The 22,993-nt window shown below is 70.1% G+C and carries 21 protein-coding genes; 13 read left to right on the forward strand and 8 right to left on the reverse strand.

The genetic code is table 11. The annotated features are described in order from the left end of the window. The 5 genes from VKH46_08990 to VKH46_09010 all read right to left on the reverse strand — a co-directional run. The coding region (locus VKH46_08990) for an alanine--tRNA ligase-related protein (GenBank protein ID HKB70965.1) at window positions 1-873 on the reverse strand (873 nt) is incomplete at its 3' end. Between the two features lie 315 nt (window positions 874-1,188). Further along, window positions 1,189-1,593 carry a regulatory protein RecX gene (locus VKH46_08995; protein HKB70966.1) on the reverse strand — a complete coding sequence of 135 codons (405 nt, stop codon included), beginning with the start codon at window positions 1,591-1,593 and terminating at the stop codon, window positions 1,189-1,191. An 83-nt stretch (window positions 1,594-1,676) separates the two neighbouring features. After that, window positions 1,677-2,891: a type IV pilus twitching motility protein PilT gene (locus tag VKH46_09000; protein HKB70967.1), complete on the reverse strand. Its 1,215-nt coding sequence runs from the start codon at window positions 2,889-2,891 to the stop codon at window positions 1,677-1,679. Window positions 2,892-2,976: 85 nt separating this feature from the next. Next, entirely contained in the window at window positions 2,977-3,927 is a 951-nt protein-coding gene (locus tag VKH46_09005; GenBank protein ID HKB70968.1) for a branched-chain amino acid transaminase, read from the reverse strand. Between the two features lie 38 nt (window positions 3,928-3,965). Beyond that, on the reverse strand, window positions 3,966-4,703 hold the full coding sequence (locus tag VKH46_09010) for an RsmE family RNA methyltransferase (protein HKB70969.1): 738 nt from the start codon (window positions 4,701-4,703) through the stop codon (window positions 3,966-3,968). A 60-nt stretch (window positions 4,704-4,763) separates the two neighbouring features. On the opposite strand from VKH46_09010, the gene VKH46_09015 reads away from it, so the two are divergent. Genes VKH46_09015 through VKH46_09050 form a run of 8 tightly spaced genes read left to right on the forward strand, consistent with a single transcriptional unit; the run spans window position 4,764 to window position 12,732 of the window. After that, a complete protein-coding gene (locus tag VKH46_09015; protein ID HKB70970.1) occupies window positions 4,764-4,979 on the forward strand; it encodes a hypothetical protein in 216 nt (71 codons plus the stop codon). Further along, window positions 4,976-5,584 (forward strand): thiamine phosphate synthase, encoded by a 609-nt coding sequence (locus tag VKH46_09020; GenBank protein HKB70971.1) that lies wholly within the window; start codon window positions 4,976-4,978, stop codon window positions 5,582-5,584. Before VKH46_09015 ends, VKH46_09020 begins: the two co-directional genes overlap by 4 nt. Next, complete coding sequence (locus VKH46_09025; GenBank protein ID HKB70972.1) at window positions 5,581-7,005, forward strand: mechanosensitive ion channel family protein; 1,425 nt, start codon at window positions 5,581-5,583, stop codon at window positions 7,003-7,005. The genes VKH46_09020 and VKH46_09025 overlap by 4 nt, the downstream gene beginning before the upstream one ends. Beyond that, window positions 7,002-7,403, forward strand: a complete 402-nt coding sequence (acpS, locus tag VKH46_09030; GenBank protein HKB70973.1) for a holo-ACP synthase — start codon at window positions 7,002-7,004, stop codon at window positions 7,401-7,403. The genes VKH46_09025 and acpS overlap by 4 nt, the downstream gene beginning before the upstream one ends. 43 nt (window positions 7,404-7,446) lie before the next feature. Then, window positions 7,447-10,377: an isoleucine--tRNA ligase gene (ileS, locus tag VKH46_09035; protein ID HKB70974.1), complete on the forward strand. Its 2,931-nt coding sequence runs from the start codon at window positions 7,447-7,449 to the stop codon at window positions 10,375-10,377. Continuing rightward, window positions 10,374-10,910 carry a signal peptidase II gene (gene lspA / locus VKH46_09040; protein ID HKB70975.1) on the forward strand — a complete coding sequence of 179 codons (537 nt, stop codon included), beginning with the start codon at window positions 10,374-10,376 and terminating at the stop codon, window positions 10,908-10,910. The genes ileS and lspA overlap by 4 nt, the downstream gene beginning before the upstream one ends. A gap of 26 nt (window positions 10,911-10,936) precedes the next feature. Continuing rightward, window positions 10,937-11,731, forward strand: coding sequence for a prolipoprotein diacylglyceryl transferase (gene lgt, locus VKH46_09045; protein ID HKB70976.1), 795 nt, complete (start codon window positions 10,937-10,939; stop codon window positions 11,729-11,731). Window positions 11,732-11,760: 29 nt separating this feature from the next. Then, on the forward strand, window positions 11,761-12,732 hold the full coding sequence (locus VKH46_09050; GenBank protein HKB70977.1) for an RluA family pseudouridine synthase: 972 nt from the start codon (window positions 11,761-11,763) through the stop codon (window positions 12,730-12,732). Window positions 12,733-12,778: 46 nt separating this feature from the next. Here VKH46_09050 and ald read toward each other — a convergent pair whose 3' ends face one another. The 3 genes from ald to VKH46_09065 form a co-directional block, all read right to left on the reverse strand. Then, on the reverse strand, window positions 12,779-13,918 hold the full coding sequence (ald, locus tag VKH46_09055; GenBank protein HKB70978.1) for an alanine dehydrogenase: 1,140 nt from the start codon (window positions 13,916-13,918) through the stop codon (window positions 12,779-12,781). Between the two features lie 250 nt (window positions 13,919-14,168). Continuing rightward, window positions 14,169-15,650: an aldehyde dehydrogenase family protein gene (locus VKH46_09060; protein ID HKB70979.1), complete on the reverse strand. Its 1,482-nt coding sequence runs from the start codon at window positions 15,648-15,650 to the stop codon at window positions 14,169-14,171. Continuing rightward, entirely contained in the window at window positions 15,647-16,021 is a 375-nt protein-coding gene (locus VKH46_09065) for a polymer-forming cytoskeletal protein (protein ID HKB70980.1), read from the reverse strand. Before VKH46_09065 ends, VKH46_09060 begins: the two co-directional genes overlap by 4 nt. Window positions 16,022-16,212: 191 nt before the next feature. On the opposite strand from VKH46_09065, the gene VKH46_09070 reads away from it, so the two are divergent. The 5 genes from VKH46_09070 to VKH46_09090 all read left to right on the forward strand — a co-directional run. Then, a complete protein-coding gene (locus tag VKH46_09070) occupies window positions 16,213-17,649 on the forward strand; it encodes a glycogen synthase (protein HKB70981.1) in 1,437 nt (478 codons plus the stop codon). Further along, window positions 17,646-18,878 (forward strand): glucose-1-phosphate adenylyltransferase, encoded by a 1,233-nt coding sequence (locus VKH46_09075; protein HKB70982.1) that lies wholly within the window; start codon window positions 17,646-17,648, stop codon window positions 18,876-18,878. The genes VKH46_09070 and VKH46_09075 overlap by 4 nt, the downstream gene beginning before the upstream one ends. A 16-nt stretch (window positions 18,879-18,894) precedes the next feature. Further along, window positions 18,895-21,000 carry an alpha-glucan family phosphorylase gene (glgP, locus tag VKH46_09080; GenBank protein HKB70983.1) on the forward strand — a complete coding sequence of 702 codons (2,106 nt, stop codon included), beginning with the start codon at window positions 18,895-18,897 and terminating at the stop codon, window positions 20,998-21,000. Window positions 21,001-21,169: 169 nt separating this feature from the next. Beyond that, complete coding sequence (gene malQ / locus VKH46_09085) at window positions 21,170-22,648, forward strand: 4-alpha-glucanotransferase (protein ID HKB70984.1); 1,479 nt, start codon at window positions 21,170-21,172, stop codon at window positions 22,646-22,648. 32 nt (window positions 22,649-22,680) lie between these two features. Continuing rightward, window positions 22,681-22,993: alpha-amylase family glycosyl hydrolase (locus VKH46_09090; GenBank protein HKB70985.1), on the forward strand; the 313-nt coding region annotated here is incomplete at its 3' end.

A 22,993-nucleotide genomic window follows, 5' to 3' on the forward strand; every position in this document is an offset into this window, starting at 1 on the left:
CGTCGCGGCGCGCGCGTGGTCGGCGATGACGCGGAACGGAGCGTCGTCGACCTCCATCCCGCCGCGGTAACGCCGCCCCGAGATCTCCTCGATCCGCCCGACGATTGGGCGGAAGAGGTCGGTGTCGAAGTTGTTGTTGACCCCCTGCAGGATCGACGCGATCCGCTCGAGGCCGGCTCCCGTGTCGACGGACGGCTTCGGAAGGGGCGTCATCTTCCCGGCGTCGCCGCGCTCGTACTGCATGAAGACGAGGTTCCAGATCTCCATCGTCTCGTCGCCGGGGCCGTTGACGAGATCGGCGCGGTTCTTCGCCGGGTCCGACGGGTCCTCGCCGCGGTAGTAATGGATCTCCGAGCACGGCCCGCACGGGCCGGTCTCCCCCATCGCCCAGAAGTTGTCCTTCTCGCCGAACCGCAGGATCCGGTTCTCCGCCGCGCCGGCCTTCTCCCAGAGCGCGGCCGCCTCGTCGTCGGTCGTGTACACGGTGAACCACAGACGGTCGACGGGAAGACCGTATCCGCTCTTCTCGTCGGTCAGGAGCTCCCAGGCGAACCGGATCGCGTCTTCCTTGAAGTAGTCGCCGAAGGAGAAGTTGCCGAGCATCTCGAAGAACGTCTGGTGCCGCGCCGTGTAGCCGACGTTGTCGAGGTCGTTGTGCTTCCCCCCCGCGCGGACGCACTTCTGCGACGACGTCGCGCGGACGTAGTCGCGCTTCTCCCGTCCGGTGAAGACGTCCTTGAACTGGTTCATCCCCGCGTTGGCGAAGAGCAGCGTCGGGTCCTCGGCGGGGATGAGCGACGACGACGGCACGCGCCGGTGCCCGCGCTCCTCGAAGTACCTCAGGAATCTCTCGCGAATCTCCCGGGAATCCACGCCGTCTGCTCCTCCGAACCGCGTATCCTGTCAGAAAACTACGCCCTTTGCATCGCCCCGGAGGAGATCGACGTCGTATTTGCGGTCGCGGTTGAAATCCGAAGCCCGAATCTCGAAACCCGAAACAGGTCCGAAGCTCCAAATTCGAATGATGAAACCGAACGCCCACCTGTCGATTTCGCCGGACGACCGGAGGCCTGGACGGAACGGGAGCCTTTCCCGTTCCGGCATTCGGTCATTCGAATCTCGAATTTGTTTCGAATTTCGAAATTCGGATTTCGTGCTTCTGATTTCGGCGTGAATCGTGGCTCCGATTCAGTCCTCCGCCTCTCCCATCGTCTCGAGGATCTGCGGCGCGCCGAATCCGCGCCGGCGCAGGAAGTCGAACACCTTCTTCTTCCGCTTCTCGGGAGGAAGGTCCGCCAGCTCGTCGAACCGCCGCCGGCAGAGCGATTCGAGGAGCGTCCGCTCGTCGTCGTCGGAGATCCCCGCGAGCGCGCGGTCGATCGAGACCTTCGGAAATCCCCTCTGCCGCATCTCGGCGCGGAGCCGCTCGCGCGAGAACCGCTCCTCGCGATTGACGAGGAACGATTCCATCGCCGCCTGCTCGTTCAGGCTGCCGTCGCGCACGAGCGCGTCGAGCGTCGTTCGGATCGTCTCCCCGTCGAACCCGCGGAGCTCGAGGGCGCGGCGAAGCTCATCGCGGGACCGAGCTCTCACCGTCAGGAGGCGCACCGCCCGGAACCGGCAATCCTCGGAAGAGTCGGGCCGGCGCGCTCGCGCGACGCGGCGGCGCAACGCCGTCATCGCCCCCGGGTGAACGGGGGCGGCGGGGGCGTTCCCGGGACCTGGTTCGAGAAGTCGAAGGGCGATTCCTCCGAGAGCGGATCGACCTCCGCGGGCGCCTGGAGAGCCGTGTCCATCTCCTCCTGCGCGACGTCCGAGGTCGACTGGATGCCCTGGAGCTTCAGCCGGAACTCGTTGGGGTTCGTCGCGCGCTTCAACGCCTCGTCGAGCGTGATGAGCCCCGCCTTGTAGAGGGAAAAGAGGGACTGGTCGAACGTCTGCATGCCGTACTGCGACGTTCCCGCCGTGATCGCGTCCTTGATGAGCTTGGTCTTCTCCTTGTTCTCGATGCAGTCGCGCACGAGGGCCGTCGTGATGAGGATCTCCGCCGCCGGAACGCGGCCGAGTCCGTCGGCGCGCGGCATGAGACGGAGCGAGATCACGGCCTTCAGCACCGCGGAGAGCTGGAGCCGGATCTGCTTCTGCTGGTGGGGCGGGAAGATCGCCACGATGCGGTTGATGGTCTCCGTCGCGTCGAGCGTGTGGAGCGTCGAGAGCACGAGGTGGCCCGTCTCCGCGGCGGTGAGCGCCGTCTCGACCGTCTCGTAGTCGCGCATCTCGCCGACGAGGATCACGTCCGGGTCCTGGCGCAGCGCGCTCCGGAGCGCGACCGAGAACCCCTTCGTGTCGACGTCCACCTCGCGCTGGTTGACGATCGACTTCTTGTCGCGGTGGAGGAACTCGATCGGGTCCTCGATCGTCATGATGTGCTCGTTGCGGGTCGCGTTGATCAGGTCGATCATCGCGGCGAGCGTCGTCGACTTACCCGATCCCGTGGTCCCGGTGCAGAGGACCAGGCCGCGCTGCTCGGAGCAGATGCGCTCGATGACGGGCGGGAGCAGCAGGTCGCGGACCGCGAGGATGCGCGACGGGATGACGCGCAGGACGAGGCCGACCGTCCCGCGCTGCTGGAAGATGTTGCAGCGGAACCGCCCGAGGTCGGGGACCGAGTAGGCGATGTCGATCTCGAAGTTGTTCTTGAACCGCTCCTTCTGGCGGGCGCTCATGATCGAGAACGCCATCGCGATCGTGTCTTCCTGCATCAGGCGCTTCAACTCGACCAGCGGCGTGAGGGTGCCGTCCACGCGGATGACCGGATAGGCGCCGACCTTCAGGTGCAGGTCGGAGGCTTTCCGCTCGACCGCGATCCGGAGCAGATCGTTGATGTGCATACCAGAACCTTTCCCGGGGACTAACCCCGAACCGGCGCCGCGGGGCACGCCGGGAAACACGCTGCGGGAAACGGGACGACCGCTCTCACGCGCGGGCGGCGGCCCTCTCCGGCACGCCGACGGGCGTGAGCCACCCGTGGCGGTCGGGGACGCGCCCTTCGACGATCGAGAAGAACTCCTTCTGCAGCCGCTCGACGATCGGGCCGCGCGTGCCGGAGCCGACGGGGATCCGGTCGACCGACCGGATCGGCGTGATCTCCGAGGCGGTGCCGCAGAAGAAGACCTCGTCGGCGATGTAGAGCATCTCGCGCGGGACGACCTGCTCGACGACCTCGATGCCGCAATCGTGCGCGAGACGAATCACGGTCGTCCGGGTGATCCCGGGCAGCCCCGCGCTCGCGACGGTCGGCGTGATCAGCCGGCCGTGATGGGCGAGGAAGATGTTCTCCCCGCTCCCCTCGGCGACGGTCCCGTCGGGCGAGAGGCCGATCCCTTCGACGTAGCCGTTGGTGAGCGCCTCCATCTTGATCAGCTGCGAGTTCATGTAGTTCGCCGTCGCCTTCGCCATCGCGGGGAACGTGTTCGGCGCCATCCGGTTCCACGACGAGACGCACGCGTCCACGCCGTTCTCGAGAGCCTCGGGCCCGAGATACTTCCCCCATTTCCAGACGCCGATCGCGACGTCGATCGGAGAGTTGAACGGGTTCACGCCGAGGGTTCCCATCCCGCGGTAGACGACCGGGCGGATGTAGCACGCGTCGAAGCCGTTGGCGCGGATCGTCTCGAGGACCGCCTCTTCGATCTTCTCCTTCGCGTAGGGAATCTCCATCCGGTAGATCTTCGCGGAGGCGAAGAGCCGGTCGGTGTGGTCCCGGAGCCGGAAGACGGCCGGCCCGCGCTCGGTCTCGTAGCAGCGCGTCCCTTCGAAGACGCCCGATCCGTAGTGGACGACGTGCGAGAAGACGTGGATCTTCGCGTCGGCGAAGTCGACGAGCTTGCCGTTCATCCACACCTTCTGGACGTCCTCGAAAGCCATGCGGGCGCCTCCTGGCACGGGGGGGTTCCGGAATCGCGCTATTGTCCGCCCGCCCGCGCCGCGGTGTCAATCGCCCGAAGGGTCAGGACGATCGCGGCGATCGCGGCCGTCTCCGCGCGCAGCGTCGCGCCGGGAAGCCGCACGCGCGTCCACCCGGCGGCGTCGGCGGCCGCGAGCTCCTCGGCGCTCCACCCTCCCTCGGGGCCCACCCAGAGCGCGACCGGCGTCGCGAGCGAGCCGGGGAACGGTCCTCCCGAACGATCGAGGAGGAGCGCGGAGGAGACCGCCGCGGCCCGGGCGAGAACCTCCGCGGCGGCGACCGGTCCGGCGAACTCCGGCGCCGTGAGCTGCCCGCTCTGCTCCGCCGCCGCGCGCGCGATCCGCGCGAGGCGCTCACGATCCCGGGCCGCCCCCTCGACGCGGCCGCGCTGCGCGCGCTCGCTCGCGACGATCGTCACCTTCCCGGCGCCGAGCTCGGTCGCCTTCTCGGCGAGCCACGAGAGCCGCGGAAGGCGGATGGCGGAGACGAAGAGCTCGACGCCGGGCGGGCCGATCTCGCGGGCAACGCCGGCGAGCACCCGCACCTCGCACGCGTCGCGCGAGAGCCGCTCGATCACTCCCCGCGCCTCGCACCCCGCCCCGTCGGTCAGCCGGACGGCGCTTCCCTCGGCCAGCCGCCGCGCCCGCGCGTGGCGGCGCCCCGCGGCGTCGAGCGCGATCCGGGAGCCCTCGGCGACGGGGCCGTCGACGACGAAGAGCGGGGGCGTTTTCGCCATGGCCGATTATCGCCGTTCCCCGGGGGGCGCCGCATTCCACGCTACAATTCCCGGAGCCGGATGCGCGAAGAAACGAAGAACTTCGGGGGAACGATCCTCTTCGTGTTCTATTGCGCGGGAGTCGGAATGTATCTCCTCCTCCGCCCGTGGGCGCCGGACGCCGGGCCGGCGTCTCCGTACCTCCGCGGCTTCATCTCGGGGCTGGGTCTCGTCCATCTCGTTGCGGGCGTCAACGACTTCCGGCTCCTCTTCCGGCGGATGACGGCGAGCCGATGAAGACGATGTGCGTGACCGGCCGCTCGACGCGTTCGGACGCCGACTACGACCGGCTGCTCGCCGGATTCGGGGCGTTCCCTCCCGACTATTTCGAAGTCCGCGACAAGGCGGCGACGGACCGGCGAGTGCTCGAGCTCCTGCGCCGCGCCGTCGAAGCCCTCGGCGGACCGCGCGTGCTCGCGAACTCCCGGTTCGACCTCGCGCTCGCCGCCGGCGCCGGCGGCGTCGTGCTGCCGGACGAAGGGCTCCCGGTCGAGCCGGTCCGGCGCGAGACGCCCCGCGGGTTCGTCGTCGGCAAGTCGACGCATTCCCCCGAGGCCGCGCGCAACGCCGCGGAGGCGGGCGCCGATCTCGTGCTGCTCGGCCCGATCTTCGACACCCCATCCAAGCGCGAGTTCGGACCGCCGCTCGCCCCCGCGGCGATCCCGGAGACGGGCGACTCCTGGCCCGCATCGGCTTCGCTCTTCGTCATCGGCGGCATCGACCTCCGACGCCTCGACGCCCTCGCGCCCTTTCGCGCCCGGATCGCGGGTTTCGCCGGGATCCGGGCGTTCGAGGACGCCGCCGATCCGGGCGCGGTCGTGCGCGAAGCGAGAGACCGGTGAAAAGCGGACCGCGGGCGCCCCTCTTCCTGCGGCGGGTGATCGGACCGCTCCTCCTGACGGCGGCGGTCGCCGGCGCGGTGCTCCTCGTGCGGGGACTCCGGATGTCGCCCCTGAAGGACGCCAGCCACGACTGGGGCGAATTCGCGATCGGCGTCGCCGTCCTCGTCCTGATCGTCCGCATCGTCAACTACCTCGTCTTCGACGTCGCCTTCCGGCTCCGGCGGCGCACGGAGGCGCCGTCGCTCCTGCGCGAGCTCGTCGCGCTCCTCGTCTTCAGCGTCGGATTCGCTCTCCTGCTCCGGTCGCTCCTCGCCGTGCGGCTGACGGCGGTGCTCGCGACGTCCGCGCTGATCACCGCGGTGATCGGGCTCGCTCTCCAGGACACGCTCGGCAATCTCTTCGCCGGCATGGCGCTCCATCTCGAGAAAACGCTGCAGGTCGGGGACGTCGTTCGGGTGTCGGGCACCGTCGGGTTCGTCGAGGCGCTCTCGTGGCGCGCCGTGCGCATCCGGACGCTTCTCGACTCGATCGTGCTCCTCCCCAACGGGGCGGCCGCGCGGGAGAAGCTCGAGGTGTATCCGCGATCGGCGGCGCCGATGGCGTCCACGATCCGGATCGGCCTCGAGTACTCCCTTCCGCCGGCGCGCGCGATCTCCGTCCTCAAGACGACCGCGGCCTCGGTGGCGGGCGTGGCGCGGGTGCCCCCGCCGCGCGTCTTCGTCACGGACTTCGCCGACTTCGCGATCCAGTACGAGCTGCGGTTCTGGCTCGAGGACTATTCCTGGTTCCTTCCCGTCGAATCGGCGATCCGGGAGCGGCTCTGGTACGCGTTCAAGCGCGAAGGGATCACCGTGCCGTTCCCGATCGCGACGCGCTACCAGTACGTGAAGGAGTGGAAGGAAGCGGAGCCACCGGCGCCTCCGGACATCCTCGACCGCGTGGACCTCCTGCGCCCGTTGAGCGCGGCCGACCGGGAAGCGCTGCGGGGCCGGCTCGTACACACGCTCTTCGCGGCGGGCGAGCCGGTCGTCGAGCAGGGGGCTCTCGCGGACTCCCTGTACGTCGTCGACTCGGGCGAGCTCGCCGTTCTCGTCGACGACGGCGACGGGGCGCGGGTCGAAGTCGGCACGCTGTCGGCGGGCGACGCCTTCGGCGAGATGGCGCTCCTGACGGGAGAGCCGAGGACCGCGACCGTCCAGGCGCGCACCGAGGCGAGCCTCTACCGCATCGACAAGGACGCCCTCGCGCCGCTCCTGAAGGACCGTCCGCAGCTCGCCGTCGAGATCTCGCGGCTGATCGAGGGACGGCGCCAGAAGACGCAGGCGGCGCTCGCGAGCACGCCGCGGTCGACCGTCGCGGAGGATCCCGGATCCCTCCTCTCCCGCATCGCGCGCTATTTCGGCCTCGAAGGCCTCTCGTGATCCCCTTCTCGGTCCGGCTGGGCCTCGACCTCGCGGAGGTGGACCGGATCGCGCGCGCGATCGACCGTTGGGGGGAGACGTTCCTCGAGCGGATCTTCAACGCCGGCGAGCTCGAGCGGCGCCGCCGGCATCCCGGCGCGTTCGCGCAGCACGTCGCCGGCCGTTTCGCCGCCAAGGAGGCCGCGATGAAGGCGCTCGGCACGGGCTTCCGGGGCCTCTCGTTCCGCGAGATCGTCGTCGCCCGCGAGCCGTCCGGAAAGCCGTCGATTCGCTTCCGGGGGCGCGCGCGGGACCTCGCCGACGACCTCGGGGTCGCCTCGGCCGAGGTCACGATCACCCATACGGAGCGCACCGCGGCCGCGGCCGTGCTCCTCGTCTGCGCGCCGCCGAATTCTTGACTGCTCCCGGGGGACCTTGTTACCTTGGACGATTCGTGCACCCATGAGCGACGCGCCTGACTACAAGTCCACGGTGAATCTTCCGTCGACGACCTTTCCGATGAAGGCGGAGCTCGCGCGGCGCGAGCCGGAGCGCCTCGCCGCGTGGAAGGCGATGGATCTCGAGGGTAAGGTCCGGGCGGCGTCCGCCGGACGCGAGAAGTGGATCTTCCACGACGGCCCCCCTTACGCCAACGGGCACACTCACCTGGGAACCGCGCTCAACAAGATTATCAAGGACGCGATCGTCCGGTCGCGGACGATGGAGGGATTCGACGCGCCCTTCGTCCCGGGATGGGACTGCCACGGACTCCCGATCGAGCGCCAGGTCGACAAGGAGCTCGGGGGCAAGCGCCGCGAAATGTCCGACCTCGAGATCCGCCGCGCCTGCCGCGCCTACGCGGAGAAGTTCGTCGCGATCCAGATGGAGGAGTTCCAGCGGCTCGGCGTCCTCGCCGAATGGAGCCGGCCGTATCTCACGATGGCATTCCCGTACGAGGCCGAGATCGCGCGGTGTTTCGGCGACTTCTACGGGAAGGGGCTCGTCTACAAGGCGCTCAAGTCCATCCGGTGGTGCTTCACCGACCGCACGGCCCTGGCCGAGGCGGAGCTCGAGTACTCCGAGAAGAGCGATCCGGCGATATACGTCGGCTTCCAGTTCGTGGATCGCGCGGAGGTCCTCGAGCGTTTCGGCCTCGACGAAGTACAGGGATCGCTAGGCCAGTATGCTCACTTCACCGGACCGTTCGCGCTGATCTGGACGACGACGCCCTGGACGATCCCTTCGAACCTCGCGATCGCCGTCCACCCCGAGGAACAATACACAATCTTTCCGGCCGAAGGACGGCTCTGGATCGTGGCCGAGAGGCTGCGCCCGGTGGTCCAGAGGCTCAAGGAATGGGACCGTGCGACGGGGGTCGCTGCATTCGCGACCATCCCCGGCCGCGCGCTCGTCGGGCTCCGGTACGAGCATCCCCTCCCTCCCGACGCGCGCGGCCGCGTCGAGGACCCGTCCAAGGTCCATCGCGTCGTCGCGGCCGACTACGTCACGATGGACGCGGGCACCGGGCTCGTCCACACGGCGCCGGGGCACGGCGAGGACGATTTCCGGACCGGGCAGCGGGAGGGTCTCCCGGTGCTCTCGCCGGTCGACGACGCGGGCCGCTTCACGGACGAGGTGCCGCGGTACCGGGGGACGAAGGTGCTCGACGCGAACCCGCGGATCGTCGACGACCTCCGGGAAGCCGGCGCCCTCGTCCACGCCGACCCGAATTACCGCCACGAGTACCCGCACTGCTGGCGGTGCCGCAATCCGGTGATCTTCCGCGCGACCGAGCAGTGGTTCGTCGATCTCGAGAAACCGGGCGAGAACATCCGGGAACGCGCCGCGGAGGCGATCCGCCGGGTCCGGTGGATCCCGGCGTGGGGAGCGGAGCGAATCGGCGGAATGGTCGAGAACCGCCACGAGTGGTGCGTGTCGCGCCAGCGCCGCTGGGGATCGCCGATCACCGTCGTCTACTGCGATTCCTGCCGGGCGGTCTTCCCCGACCCGAAGGACCCGGACGCATGCGGCGCCTTCTTCGCGAAAGTCGTCGCGGCGTTCCGCGAGGCGGGCGGCGACGCGTGGTTCGACCCGGACCGCCCGGCGGCCGCCTTCCTCCCCGATGGATTCCGCTGCTCCTGCGGCGCAACGGAGTTCGTCAAGGAGCGCGATGTCCTCGACGTCTGGTTCGACTCCGGCGTCTCGCACGAGGCGGTCCTGAAATCCGGCGTCTGGCCGGAGCTTCGCTGGCCGGCCGACGTCTACGTCGAGGGCCACGACCAGCACCGCGGATGGTTCCAGTCGTCGCTCCTCACGTCCGTCGCGCTGGAAGGCGGGCGCGCCCCCTTCCGCACCGTGATCACCCACGGGTTCGTGGTCGACGGGGCGGGCCGCAAGATGTCGAAGTCGCTCGGCAACGTCATCACTTCTCATGAGATCGTGGCGCGGGAGGGGGCCGACGTGCTGCGGCTGTGGGTTCTCGGTCTCGACTACCGGGAGGACCAGCCGCTCTCCCCCGAGATCATCGCGCGGACCTCCGACGCGTACCGGAAGATCCGCAACACCGGGCGCTACCTGCTCTCGAACCTCTTCGATTTCGACCCGGAGCGCGACGCCCTCGCGGATTCCGCGCTCTTGCCGTTCGACCGCTGGGCGGTCGCCCGGGCGTCGGAGCTCGAGCGCCGGGTGCGCGCGGCGTTCGAGGCATTCGAGTTCCACGTCGGCGTCCGCGCGATTCACGACTTCTGCGTCGTGTCGCTGTCCTCGCTCTACCTCGACGTCCTCAAGGATCGCCTTTACGCGTCGGCCGCCGCGGCGCCCGAGCGCCGGTCGGCCCAGACCGCCCTGTACCGGATCGGGCGTCGCCTCGCCATGCTGACCGCGACGATCCTCCCATTCACCGCCGACGAGATCTACGAGGCGCTCCCGGGAAAGCGGGAACAATCGGTCCATCTCGAGCGTTTTGGCCGCATGGATGCCGAACCCCTGCCCGAACCGGTCGAACGCGCCTGGGAGCGTCTCTTGAGCCTGCGCGAAGAGGTCACGAAAGTCCTCGAGGATCGCCGGAAGCAGCGGGTGATCGGCTCCTCGCTCGAGGCCGCGCTGACGTTCTCCGCCGACCCGGCCCTCGCCGAGGACCGTCGAGAGACGGGGTGGGAAGGCCTTCCGTTCGCCGATTTCTTCATCGTCTCCGATCTCGACGAGAGCGCCGGCCCGCTCGAGATCGCGTCGGCCGCCTATCCCGGGCTGACGTTCGCGTTCCGGCGCGCCCCGGGACGCAAATGCGCCCGGTGCTGGAAGGTCCGTCCCGAGGTTCCGGAGGGAGGCGTCTGCGAGCGCTGCCGCGGCGTTCTCTCGGAGGACGGACGCGTGAGCGCGGGCGCGGCGCCGTGAAGAAGAAGACGATCCTCTCCGAGAACACCCTCTACCGGTCGGGTTATCTCCTCGTCTCGATCGCGGTCCTCTTCCTCGACCAGTGGAGCAAGGGGACGATCACCCGGTCGCTCGGCCTGCACGATTCGCGGCAGGTCCTCGGCGATTTCTTCCTGCTGACCTCGGTGCGCAACTCCGGGGCCGCGTTCGGGCTCTTCGCGAACTTCGAGTCGTCCCTCAAGTCGATCTTCCTGAACGCGGTCGCCGTCGCGGCGTTCGTCGCGGTCAGCTTCTACGCATTCCGTTCGCACTTCAAGAGCGTGCGGCTGCAGCTCGGCCTCGCGCTCGTGCTCGGGGGCGCGGTCGGCAACCTCGTGGACCGCGTCCGGTTCGGCTACGTCGTCGACTTCCTCCTCTTCGGAATCCGCGGGCACTACTGGCCGGCGTTCAACGTCGCGGACTCCGCCATCTGCGTCGGGGTCGGCCTCCTCGCGCTCGACATGCTCCGACAGAAGGCGCCGGCGTCCGCCCCTCCGGCTTCGAGCGCGCCGTGAGCCCCTCCCCTTCCCGGCCGCGCTGAATGCACCCCAAGCTCATCTCGATCGGCACGTTCTACCTCCCGACCTACGGGGTGATGCTCGCGATCGCCTACCTCGTCGCGATCTGGCTGCTGACCCGGAAGGCGGAGCGTGAAGGGCTGCCGAAGAACGAGATCTCGGATCTCTCGATCGCGATCCTCGCGGCGGCGATCCTCGGCGCGAAAGTGCTGCTCGCGATCGTCGACTTCAAGGAATACCTCGCCGACCCGGCCAGCGCCTCCGAGCTGATCCGCTCGGGCGGCGTGTTCCAGGGAGGCCTGATCGCCGCGACGGTCGTGGGGCTCTGGTACATCCGCCGGCACCGCCTTCCGATGTGGCGGATCACCGACATGGCCGCGCCGTCGATCGCGCTCGGCGAGGCGATCGGGCGCTGGGGATGCCTCGCCGCGGGGTGCTGCTACGGCAAGCCGACGAACGTCCCCTGGGCGATCACCTTCCGCAACCCGTTCGCGCACGAGGCCGTCGGGACGCCGTTGAACGTCCCGCTCCATCCGACCCAGATCTATCTGTCGTTGAACGCGCTGCTGCTCTTCGCGATCTGCGAGTGGGTCTACCGGCACAAGAAGTTCGACGGCCAGGTGTTCTGGATCTACGTCCTCGGCTACGCGCTGACGCGCGGCATCATCGAGGAGTTCCGGGGCGACCTCGTCCGGGGCTTCGTGGTCCCCGGCGTGCTCTCGACGGCCCAGTTCATCGGGATACTCATGGCGCTCGCCTCGATCGTGATGCTCTTCGTCCTGCGGCGACGGGGAGCGATGGCCGGGCAGGAGGCCTGAATCCCGGCCGCCGGCGACCGCCCCCGCCGGTGACCATCCGCCGCTATTCCGTCGGGCGCGGGACCGCCGGACGCCGGCTCGACCGCTTCCTCGCCGGCGTCTGCGGCGACATCTCCCGCTCCCGCCTCCAGAAGCTCATCGAGGAAGGCGCCGTGCGCGTGGACGGCGTTGTCGAGCTCCGCCCGTCGCGCTCGACGGCGGACGGACAGACGGTGGAGCTCGACGTCCCCGCCGCGCCGCCGAAAACGGCGCTCCTGGCCGAGGACATTCCCCTCGAGATCCTGTTCGAGGACGACCAGCTCCTGATCCTCAACAAGCCGCCGGGCCTCGTCGTCCATCCCGCGCCCGGGCACCATTCCGGGACGGTCGCCAATGCGATCCTCCACCACTGCCGCGAGAACCTTCCCGCCGGAGGCGACCCGCTCCGCCCCGGCATCGTCCATCGCCTCGACCGCGAGACCTCGGGCGCCCTCGTCGTGGCCAAGACCGACCGCGCGCACGAATCGCTCGCGCGGCAGATGAAGAAACGGCAGATCCGGAAAGAGTACGTCGCCCTCGCCGCCGGGCGGCCGCCGCTCCGAAAGGGAGCGATCGCGCTCGCGATCGGGCGCGACCCGAAGGATCGCAAGAAGATGAAGGGCTTCGCCGCGCCCTCCCCGCCCGCGATCCGGGAAGCGAAGACCCTCTACGCGATCGAGCGGGAGTGGCCGGGGCTCGATCTCTCGCTGCTCCGGCTCACGCTCGTCACCGGGCGCACCCACCAGATCCGCGTGCATCTGGCCGCGATCCGCTGCCCGGTCGTCGGCGATCCCGTCTACGGGCGGCCGCGCTACGAGAAGGTGCGCGACGCGGAGCTGAAGAGACGTCTCGCGGAGTTTCCCCGCCAGGCGCTCCACGCCGAACGGATCGCGTTCCGGCATCCGGTCACGGGCGAGACCGTCGACGTCGAAGCGCCCTGGCCGGCGGACCTTCGGGAGCTGGTGGAATCGCTCCCGGCCTGAAAGCGCGGCCCTCGCGATCCCCGGAGGGGCCGCCGCGCCGGCTGCCCTAGGCGCGCGAGGTCGCGGCCGCGCCCTTGAGCAGCGCCGACAGCGGGGTGTAGGGCTTCCCCTGCGCCTGCGCGACCGCCTCGTAGGTGATCCGCCCGTCGTACGTGTTCACGCCGTTGGCGAGGTTCGCGTTCTCCGAGACCGCGCGCGCGAAGCCCTTGCCGGCGAGCTCGAGCGCGTAGCGCAGGGTCGAGTTCGTCAGCGCGAAGGTGGAGGTGCGGGCGACCGCCCCCGGCATGTTCGCGACACAGTAGTGGATCACCCCGTCGATCGTGTACACGGGGTCGGAGTGCGTCGTCGCGTGGGTGGTGGCGAAGCATCCGCCCTGGTCGACCGCGACGTCGACCGCCACGGCCCCCTTCTTCATCACGCCGATCAGCTCTCGCGTCACGAGCTTCGGCGCCGCGGCGCCCGGGATGAGCACGGCGCCGACGAGGAGGTCCGCGCGCCGGCACCCGGCCTCGAGCGTGTGGGGGTTCGACGCGACGGTCTTCACCCGGCCGAGGAAGATGTCGTCGAGCTCGCGCATCCGGTCGGGGGAGGTCTCGAGGATCGTCACGTCCGCCCCCATCCCGGAAGCGATCCGCGCGGCGTTGGTGCCGACGACGCCGCCGCCGATGATCACGACGTCGGCGGGAGGAACGCCCGGCACGCCGGAGAGGAGCACGCCCCGGCCGCCGTTGGACTTCTGGAGGTAGTAGGCGCCGACGTGCACCGACATCCGCCCCGCGACCTCCGACATCGGAGTCAGCAGCGGGAGCGCCCCGTCGCGGCCGGTGATCGTCTCGTAGGCGACCCCGGTCACCTTCCGCTCGAGAAGGACGTCGGTGAGCTTCCCGGCGGGGGCCAGATGCAGGTACGTGTAGAGAATCTGGCCGGCGCGCATCCGCGCGTACTCCGGCTCGATCGGCTCCTTGACCTTCACGATCATCTCCGCGCGCGCGAAGACCTCGTCCGCCGCTGCGACGACCCGCCCGCCCGCCGCGGCGTACTCGGCGTCCTCGATCCCGGAGCCGATGCCGGCGCCCTTCTCGACGATCACCTCGTGCCCCGCCTTCGTCAGCGCGGCGACACCCGCCGGAACGAGCCCGACGCGGTTCTCGTTGTCCTTGATCTCTTTCGGGAGGCCGACGATCATCCTGCCACCTCGCTGTTCATTTCTGGAACCCGCGAGAGTTTAGAGGAAAGCCGGGGTCGGGGGAAGATCCGGCGGGCCAGTTCGGGACGGATCGCGGCGGCTCATCCCCGATCCGCTCCAGGCGCGGTGAGGCGCGAGCCCGGCGGGATGCGGGCGCCCGAGCCCGCGGCCGCGGCGTCCCGGGGCGTACGTTTAGGCCGCGGGTCGTGGCGCACGCGCCCGCCCGGCTCGATGCATCGCCGCGCCTTGCCTACGTGTCGATCTGGGCTTTCTGGAGCCGCCCGGAGAAATCCACGTAGATCGACTTCCACTCCGAGAACACGTCGATCCCCGCGACCCCCGCCTCGCGGTGCCCGTTGCCGGTGTCCTTGACCCCGCCGAACGGGAGGTGGACTTCCGCGCCGATCGTCGCCGCGTTCACGTAGAAGAGCCCGGTCTCGAAGTCGCGCATCGCCGTGAACGCCTTGTTCACGTCGCGCGTGTAGATCGCCCCGGAGAGGCCGTAGGCGACGCCGTTGGCCACGTCGATCCCCTCCTCGAGGGAATCGACCGGGATGATCGTCGTGACCGGCCCGAAGATCTCCTCGCACGAGACGCGCGCGTCGCGACGGGCCTCGAAGATCGTGGGCTCGTGGAACCACCCCTTCGCCCAGGCGCCGTCGGTCAGCTTCCGGCCGCCCGTCAGGAGCTTCCCCTCCCCCCGGCCGATCTCGACGTACTTCGCGACGGTTTCGCGCTGCGACTCCGAGACGCACGGTCCCATGTCGACGCCTTCCTCGAGGCCGTTGCCGACCTTGAGCTTCTTCGCACGCGCGACGAGCCGCCCCTCGAATTCCGCGAGCACGGCGCGATGGACGAGGAGCCGCGACGACGCCGTGCAGCGCTGCCCGGTCGTGCCGAACGCGCCCCACACCGCGCCCTCGACGGCGAGGTCGAGGTCCGCGTCGTCCATGATCAGGATCGCGTTCTTCCCCCCCATCTCGAGATGGAAGCGCTTGTTCTGCTTCGCGCACTCGACGCCGATCGCCTTGCCGACCGAGGTCGACCCGGTGAACGAGATCACGTTCACCTCCGGATGGTGGACGATCGGGTCGCCGACTTCCGAGCCTGTGCCCGTCACGACGTTGAAGACGCCGTCGGGCAGGCCGGCCTCGACGAACACCTTCGCGAGCTCGATGACGGATGCGGGGGTGTCGGTCGCCGGCTTGATCACGATCGTGTTCCCGCAGATCAGCGCCGCCATCGACTTCCACGCCGGAATCGCGATCGGGAAGTTCCAGGGCGTGATGAAGCCGCACACGCCGATGGGATCGCGCACCGCCATCGCGAACTTGTTCGCGAGCTCCGACGGCGCGGTCACGCCGAAGAGGCGTCTTCCCTCGCCGGCGGCGAGGAACGCCATGTCGATCGCCTCCTGAACGTCGCCGCGCGTCTCGACGAGGACCTTCCCCATCTCGCGCGTCATGAGGCGGGCGATCTCCTCCTTGCGCCGCTTGAGGATGTCGCCCGCGGCGAACAGGAACTCGGCCCGCTTGGGCGCCGGGGTGAGCCGCCAGGCGCGATACGCCTTGCGCGCCGCCGCGACGGCGTCGTCGACGTCCTTTGCCGTGGATCTCTGGTACCGGCCGACCCGGTCGTCCCGGTCCGCGGGGTTTCGATTCTCGAAGGTTTTTCCGGAGGCCGAGGGGACCCAGCGTCCCCCGATGAAATTCAGGTCGTCGCTGCCGCTCATTTGCTCTCGTGCACGGGGGCGGGCGGCGCCGCCGGTCTGCCGGGCTCCGGGCCGCGCCCGCCTTCGGGGCGCGTGCTCATGTCGACGTTGCCGCGGAAGTGCGCCCCTTCCGAGATGACGATCTTCGGCGCCCGGATGTTCCCCTCGAGCGACGCCGAAGCGAGGAGCTCGACGCGCTCGTCGGCCGTGACGTCTCCCTTCACTTTGCCGGCGATCGTCACGTTCTTGGCGTGGATCTTCGCGTCGGCCGTCCCCGCGCTCGAAATCACGAGGTCCTTCTTGAGCAGAATCGTCCCCTCGACTCGGCCGAGGATCTCGACGTCCTCGTCTCCGGAAATCTCGCCCACGACCTTGATCTGGCTTCCGATCACGGTTTTTCCTCCCTTGCTGGCGACGGATGGAGCGGGACGGGACGGCGGGGGTTGCGGCGCCGGCGCTCCCGGGGGCGTCGGCGGCCTGTCGGCGGGTTTTCCACTGAATAACGCCATAAGGCGGTCGAGTGTAGCAAAGTCCGGCGGGAGGGAAACCCGCCCAAAGGTCAGGATCTCAATATGATTGCCGCGTGCGCGTCCTCTTTCTCGCCGCCGAAGCGGCGCCGCTCGCCAAGGTCGGGGGCCTGGGAGACGTCGCCGGGTCCCTTCCGCGCGCGCTCGCCGCTCTCGGCCTCGACGTTCGCGTCGCGATTCCCGACGCGACGCCGGTCGAGGAGCGCGGCTTCGCGCCCGTGCCGGTCGCCCGCTTCTCGGTCCCGTCCGCCCACGGCGCGGAGGGGGCGTCGGTCGCGCGGGTGGAGGCGGACGGCTTCCCGTTCTTCCTCGTGGGAGGATCGCCGATACCGCGCCATGGCCGCGTGTACGGAAGGGGGATCGACGAGGACGGCCCGAAGTTCGCGTTCTTCTCCCGCGCGGCGCTGGAGTTCTGCCGGCACTCCGGGTGGCAGCCGGATCTCGTTCATTGCCACGACTCGCATGCGGCGCCCGCCGCGGCCTGGCTCTCCGAAGCGTCCGGCGATCCGTTCTTTCGCGGGACGGCGTCGCTCCTGACGATCCACAACCTCCCGTACATGGGAACGGGCGCCGACGCGGCGCTCGCCGACTACGGCATCCCGGTCACGGGCGACGGCCTTCCCGACTGGGCGCGCGGCGCGCTTCTTCCCGTGGGGATCGCCCGCGCCGACGAGATCAGCACCGTCAGTCCGACCTACGCGCGGGAGATCCTCACGCCGGAATTCGGATGCGGCCTCGACGGGCTCCTGCGCTCCCGCTCGGACCGCCTCTCGGGCATCCTGAACGGCATCGACCTCGCCGTCTGGGATCCGGCCGCCGATCCCGCGCTCGCCCGCCCGTTCGACGCCGGCCGCCTCGACGCGAGGCGCGAAAACCGCGAAGCCCTCCGGCGGGAGCTGGGGCTCGATCCCGACCCGCAGGCGCCGATCGTCGGCGTCGTCGCCCGTCTCGACCACCAGAAAGGGTTCGACGCCGCGGCGCCCGCGCTCGCGCGCTGGCTCGGCTCGGGCGGGCAACTCGCGGTGCTCGGCTCCGGCGATGCCGCGATCGAATCGCGCCTGGCCGAGCTCGCGGCCGCGCATCCGTCGCGGGCGGCGGTGCGGTTCCGGTTCGACCCCGATCTCGCCCGCAGGATCTACGCCGGGTCCGACCTGTTCCTGATCCCCTCCCGGTACGAGCCCTGCGGCCTCACCCAGATGATCGCGATGCGGTACGGCTCCGTGCCGGTCGCCCGCGACACGGGAGGGCTCTCCGACACGATCCGCGACGCCGCGGGGCCCGACGGGACGGGCTTCCTCTTCGGCCCCCTCGACGCGGAGGCGGTCTCCGGCGCGCTCGAACGCGCCCGCGCGATGCACCGGCGTCCGGCACAGTGGCGGGCGCTCGTTCTCCGCGCGATGGCGCAGGACTTCTCCTGGACGCGGTCCGCCCGCGCCTACGCGGCGCTGTACGATCGGGCCGCGGCGCGGCGGCAGGAGAGCGTCGCCCGATGAAGACGCGGGCGGTCATCCTCGCGGGCGGCGAAGGCTCCCGTCTCGGCGTCCTCACCGACAAGCGCGCGAAACCCGCCGTTCCCTTCGCGGGGAAGTACCGGATCATCGACTTCACCCTCTCCAACTGCGTGAACTCGGGGCTCTTCGACGTGATGATCCTCACCCAGTACCGTCCCCATTCCCTCAACGAGCACATCGCCGCCGGCCGTCCGTGGGACCTCGACCGCAGCTTCACCGGGGGCGTCAAGATCTACCAGCCGTATCGCGGGCGCCTCGCGACCGACTGGTACAAGGGAACCGCCGACGCGGTGTACCAGAACCTCTCGTTCGTGCAACGCGGCTCCCCCGATCTCGTGCTCGTGCTCTCCGGCGATCACATCTACAAGATGAACTACGCGGAGATGATCGGCTTCCACGCCTCGCGGCGCGCCGACGTGACGATCGCGACGCTCGAAGTCTCCCGCGAGGAGGCCACCCGGATGGGGATCCTCGCGACCGACGCGGAAGGGCGCGTCACGCAGTTCGTCGAGAAGCCGGCCGAGCCGCCGGGCACGCTCGCCTCGATGGGGATCTACATCTTCGGCGCGCCGCTCCTCTCGCGCGTTCTGAACGAGGACGGCCGCCGGCGCGACTCTTTCCACGACTTCGGAAAGGACGTGCTCCCGCGCCTCATCCAGGAAGGTCTCCGCGTCTTCGCCTACCCGTTCGGCGGGTACTGGGTCGACGTCGGCACGATCGAGGCGTACTGGCGGACGCAGATGGACCTCCTCCGCACGCCGCCGCCCTTCGACCTGAACGACCGGGCGTGGATCGTCCACACGGTTTCGGAGGAGCAGCCTCCCGTCCGCATCCAGGCGGGCGCCACCGTGGAGGACAGCCTCGTCACCGACGGCTGCGTGATCGCGCCCGGCGCGCGGGTCGAGAAGAGCGTCCTCTCCCCGGGCGTGGTCGTGGGACCGGGCGCGGTGGTCCGGGAGTCGGTCGTGCTGTCGGGCGCGGTGATCGAGAGCGGGGCGCGCATCCGCCGGACGATCGTCGACAAGTTCGTCCGGGTCGGCCGCCACGCGCGGATCGGCGCGATCGGCCGAGCGGGCGAGCCGCCGCTCCTCACGACGCTCGGCAAGAACGCGGTGATCCCGGACCACGCGATCGTGCCCGCCGGCGCCTCGGCGGCCGCGGACGCGACGGCCGTCGAGTTCGTTCCGGCGAAGGAACGGCCGCCGGTCTGATATGCTCCCCCGCCGTTTGGAAACACCTCACCGGCGACATCCCCCGCTTCCCGAGCTCCCGAAGGCGATCGGCGCGCTCGCCGATCTCGCGTTCGATCTTCGGGCGACCTGGCGGCCGGAAATCGGGCGGCTCTTCGACGGGCTCGACGGCGCGCTCTGGACGGCGACGAAGCAGAACGCCGTCGCGCTCCTGCAGCGCCTTCCCGCGGGCGTCCTCGAGGCCGCAGCCGGCGACCCGGCCTACGCCGCGGCGGTCGAGGCGGCGCGCCGCGCGCTCGACGAGGCGGACCGCGCCCCGTCGCCGATCGCCGCCGCCCGGGAGCTCTCCGAGCGCGGCGAGCGGATCGCCTACTTCTGCGCGGAGTTCGGGGTGGCCGAATGCCTCCCGATCTACGCCGGCGGGCTGGGGGTCCTGGCGGGCGACACGCTCAAGTCCGCCTCCGACCTGCGCCTCCCGCTCGTCGGCGTGGGCCTCTTCTACCGCGAGGGGTATTTCCGCCAGACGATCTCGGAGGAAGGCCGGCAGGAAGAGCGAAACCCCGCCGCGGAGCCCGATTCGCTTCCGCTGGCGACGATCCTCGACGGCGACGGCATCCCGCTCGAGATCGCGGTCGACTTCCCCGGCCGGCGCCTCTCGGCGGCGGTCCGATTCGCGCGCGTCGGACGCACGCCGCTCGTCCTCCTCGACTCCGACATCGACGCGAATTCGCCCGCCGACCGCGCGATCACCCGCCGCCTCTACGGCGGCGACGTCGAGACGCGGCTCCAGCAGGAGATCCTGCTCGGCATCGGCGGCATGCGCGCGCTCGACGCGCTCGGGTGGCGACCGACGGTCCGGCACCTGAACGAGGGGCACGCCGCGTTCGCGACGATCGAGCGCGCGCGCCAGATCCTCGTCGAGGAGGGCCGGACGTTCGCGGAGGCGCGCCGCGCCGGCGCGGCCGGCAACGTCTTCACGACGCACACGCCGGTCCCGGCGGGAATCGACCTCTTCCCCCGCGAGATGATCGACCGCTACTTCGGGGCCTGCGCGGAGGAGCTCGGGCTTTCTTCGGACGAGTTCTACGACCTCGGCCGCGAGATCGTCGACCCGGTCCGGAACCTCTTCTCGATGGCGGCCCTGGCGCTCCGGCTCTCCGGCAAGACGAACGCGGTCTCCAAGCTCCACGCGCGCGTCTCGCGGGGGCTCTGGCAGAAGATGACGCCGGAGACCCCCGTCGACGAGGTCCCGATCGTCGGGATCACGAACGGCGTCCACCGCGACACGTGGACCGAATCCGACATGCGCTTCGACGATCCCAGGCGTCCGGACGCCGGCGAGATCTGGCGCCGCCACCAGGGTCTCCGCCGCCGGCTCGTCGCGCGGTGCCGCGAGATCCTCGGCGCCGACGTCCTCGACCCCGAGGCGCTGACGATCGGGTTCGCCCGCCGGTTCGCGACCTACAAGCGCGCGCCCCTCGTCTTCACCGATTCCGATCGCCTCGCCGGCCTGATCCACGCCGAAGGACGCCCGCTGCAGCTCGTGTTCGCCGGCAAGGCGCATCCCCACGACCAGCCCGGCAAGGAGCTCGTCCACCGGATCGTCTCGTTCGCGCAGGAGGACCGCTTCCGCGGCCGCGTCGTGTTCCTTCCCGACTACGACGTGGACATCGCCCGCCTGCTCGTCTCCGGGTGCGACGTGTGGCTGAACAACCCCGAGCGCCCGCTCGAGGCGTCGGGGACTTCCGGGATGAAGGCGGGAATGAACGGCGTGCTGAATCTCTCCGCGCTCGACGGGTGGTGGGACGAAGCGCCGCGGGAGGAGACCGGTTTCACGTTCGGGCTCGCGCAGGACCATCCGCCCGCCGACCTCACGGCGCAGGCGCTCTACACCGTGCTCGAGAGCGAGGTCATCCCGCTGTTCTGGCACCGCGACGCGGAGGGCGTGCCGCGCGGCTGGGTGGAGAAGATGCGCGGATCGATCGACCGGATCGGAACGCTCTTCTCCACGGACCGGATGATCGGCGAGTATTTCGAGCAGGCGTGGGTCCCCGCCGCACGCCAGTCGCAGCGCGAAGACACCCGCTCCCGGAAGCCGGTCGCCTCCGACAAGCCCGACCCGGAGCTCGCCGGAAGAGAGTGAAGCGGCCGCCTCCGCGGCGGAAAATTCGAAACACGAAGCTCCAAATCCAACAGAAAAAGCGACGAACGGGAACGTCTCGTGGGAGAAACGGCGGATTTATCCCCGCGGCAGGGTCGGGGTGCCGGTTTGCATCGTGCTTCCGGCCGCGAATTCCTATATTCAGTCGCTGATGGAACGGCGAGCCGGGATCCTCCTCCATCCCACGTCGCTCCCGGGCCGCTTCGGCCTCGGCGAGATCGGCCCGGAAGCGGACCGCTTCCTCGAGTGGCTGGGCGGCGCCGGCGTCTCGCTGTGGCAGATGCTTCCGCTCGGGCCCTGCGGATACGGCGGATCCCCGTACGGATGCGCCTCGGCGTTTGCCGGGAACCGGTACCTGGTCTCCCCCGAGCGCCTGGCCGAGGAGGGATGGGTCGCCGAAGGCGACCTCGCGCACGATGCGGACCTCGGCGATTCCGGGGCGGCGGCGCAGTTGCGCGATGCGGTGCTCGAACGGGCGTGGGAGCGTCTGGTCCGCCGCGGCGACGCCGAAAAGACTGCCTCTTTCGAGGTGTTCCGCCGCGACGCCGCGCAGGCTCCGTGGCTCGACGACTGGACGCTCTTCACGGCCCTGAAAGAGGAGAACACCGGCGCGCCGTGGACGGAATGGCCGGCCCCCGTCGCGCGCCGCGAGCCGGACGCGCTCGCCGCCGCGCGCGATCGTCTCCGGGAGGCCGTCGACCGCGAGGCGTTCGTCCAGTTTCTCTTCTTTCGCCAGTGGGACGCCCTCCGGCGCCGGGCCGCGGAGCACGGCGTCGCGATCTTCGGCGACATGCCGATCTACGTCGCGCACGACGGCGCGGACGTCTGGGCGCACCGCGAGCTCTTCGAGCTCGACGCGGACGGCCATCCGACCGCCGTCTCCGGCGTCCCGCCTGACTACTTCAGCGAGACCGGCCAGCGCTGGGGCACGCCGCTGTACCGATGGGACGCCTGCCGTGAGCAGGGATTCGCGTGGTGGATCGACCGTTTCCGCGCCAACCTGCGCGTCGCCGACGTCGTTCGCATCGACCATTTCCGGGGGTTCGCGGGATTTTGGGCGATCCCGGCATCGGAGCCGACGGCGGTCGCCGGCGAGTGGCGTTCCGGTCCGGGAGCGGAGCTCTTCGACGCGACCCGGGCGGCGATCGGCGGCCTCCCGTTCGTCGCCGAGGACCTCGGCGTGATCACTCCGGACGTCGTCGCGCTCCGCGACGACCTCGGATTCCCGGGCATGCGGGTCCTGCAGTTTGGTTTCGCGGCCGACGACAGCCCGCACCTGCCGCATCGGCACGTTCCCCGCTGCGTCGCGTACACGGGAACGCACGACAACGACACCGCGCGCGGATGGTACGAGCACGCCTCCGACGAGGAGCGGCGGCGCGCGCGCGACTACACGGGGAGCGACGGCCGGGAGTTCGCCTGGGATCTCGTGCGGACCGCCCTCGCCTCGGTCGCCGAGACGGCCGTCGTGCCGCTTCAGGACGTTCTCGGGCTCGCGAGCGAGGCGCGCTTGAACACGCCGGGAAAGGCGGAGGGAAACTGGGTCTGGCAGATGGCGGCGGGCTCCGCGTCGCCGGACATCGCGGCGCGGCTTTGCCGGCTTTCGGCGCTCACCGGACGCATCAGGTAACCGGCGGGCCCCGCTCCTATAATCGGTCGATCATGCGATCGCGCCTCACGGCCGCCGTAGCCGCGGCGGCCGGGCTCCTGGCCTGTCTCTCGGCGGCTCCCGAACGACCGAAGGTGATCGTTCCGGTGGCTCCGGCGCCAGCGCTTTCGACCGTTCCCGGCGGCGTCTTCTACGAAGTCTTCGTGCGCAGCTTCCAGGACTCCGACGGGGACGGGATCGGAGACCTCAATGGCCTGACCTCGCGCCTCGACTATCTCAACGACGGCAACCCCGAATCGCAGAATTCGCTCGGCGTCGACGGGATCTGGCTCATGCCCGTCTTCCGCTCCCCGAGCTATCACGGCT

The sequence above is a fragment of the Thermoanaerobaculia bacterium genome, assembly GCA_035260525.1.
Classification (GTDB): domain Bacteria; phylum Acidobacteriota; class Thermoanaerobaculia; order UBA5066; family DATFVB01; genus DATFVB01.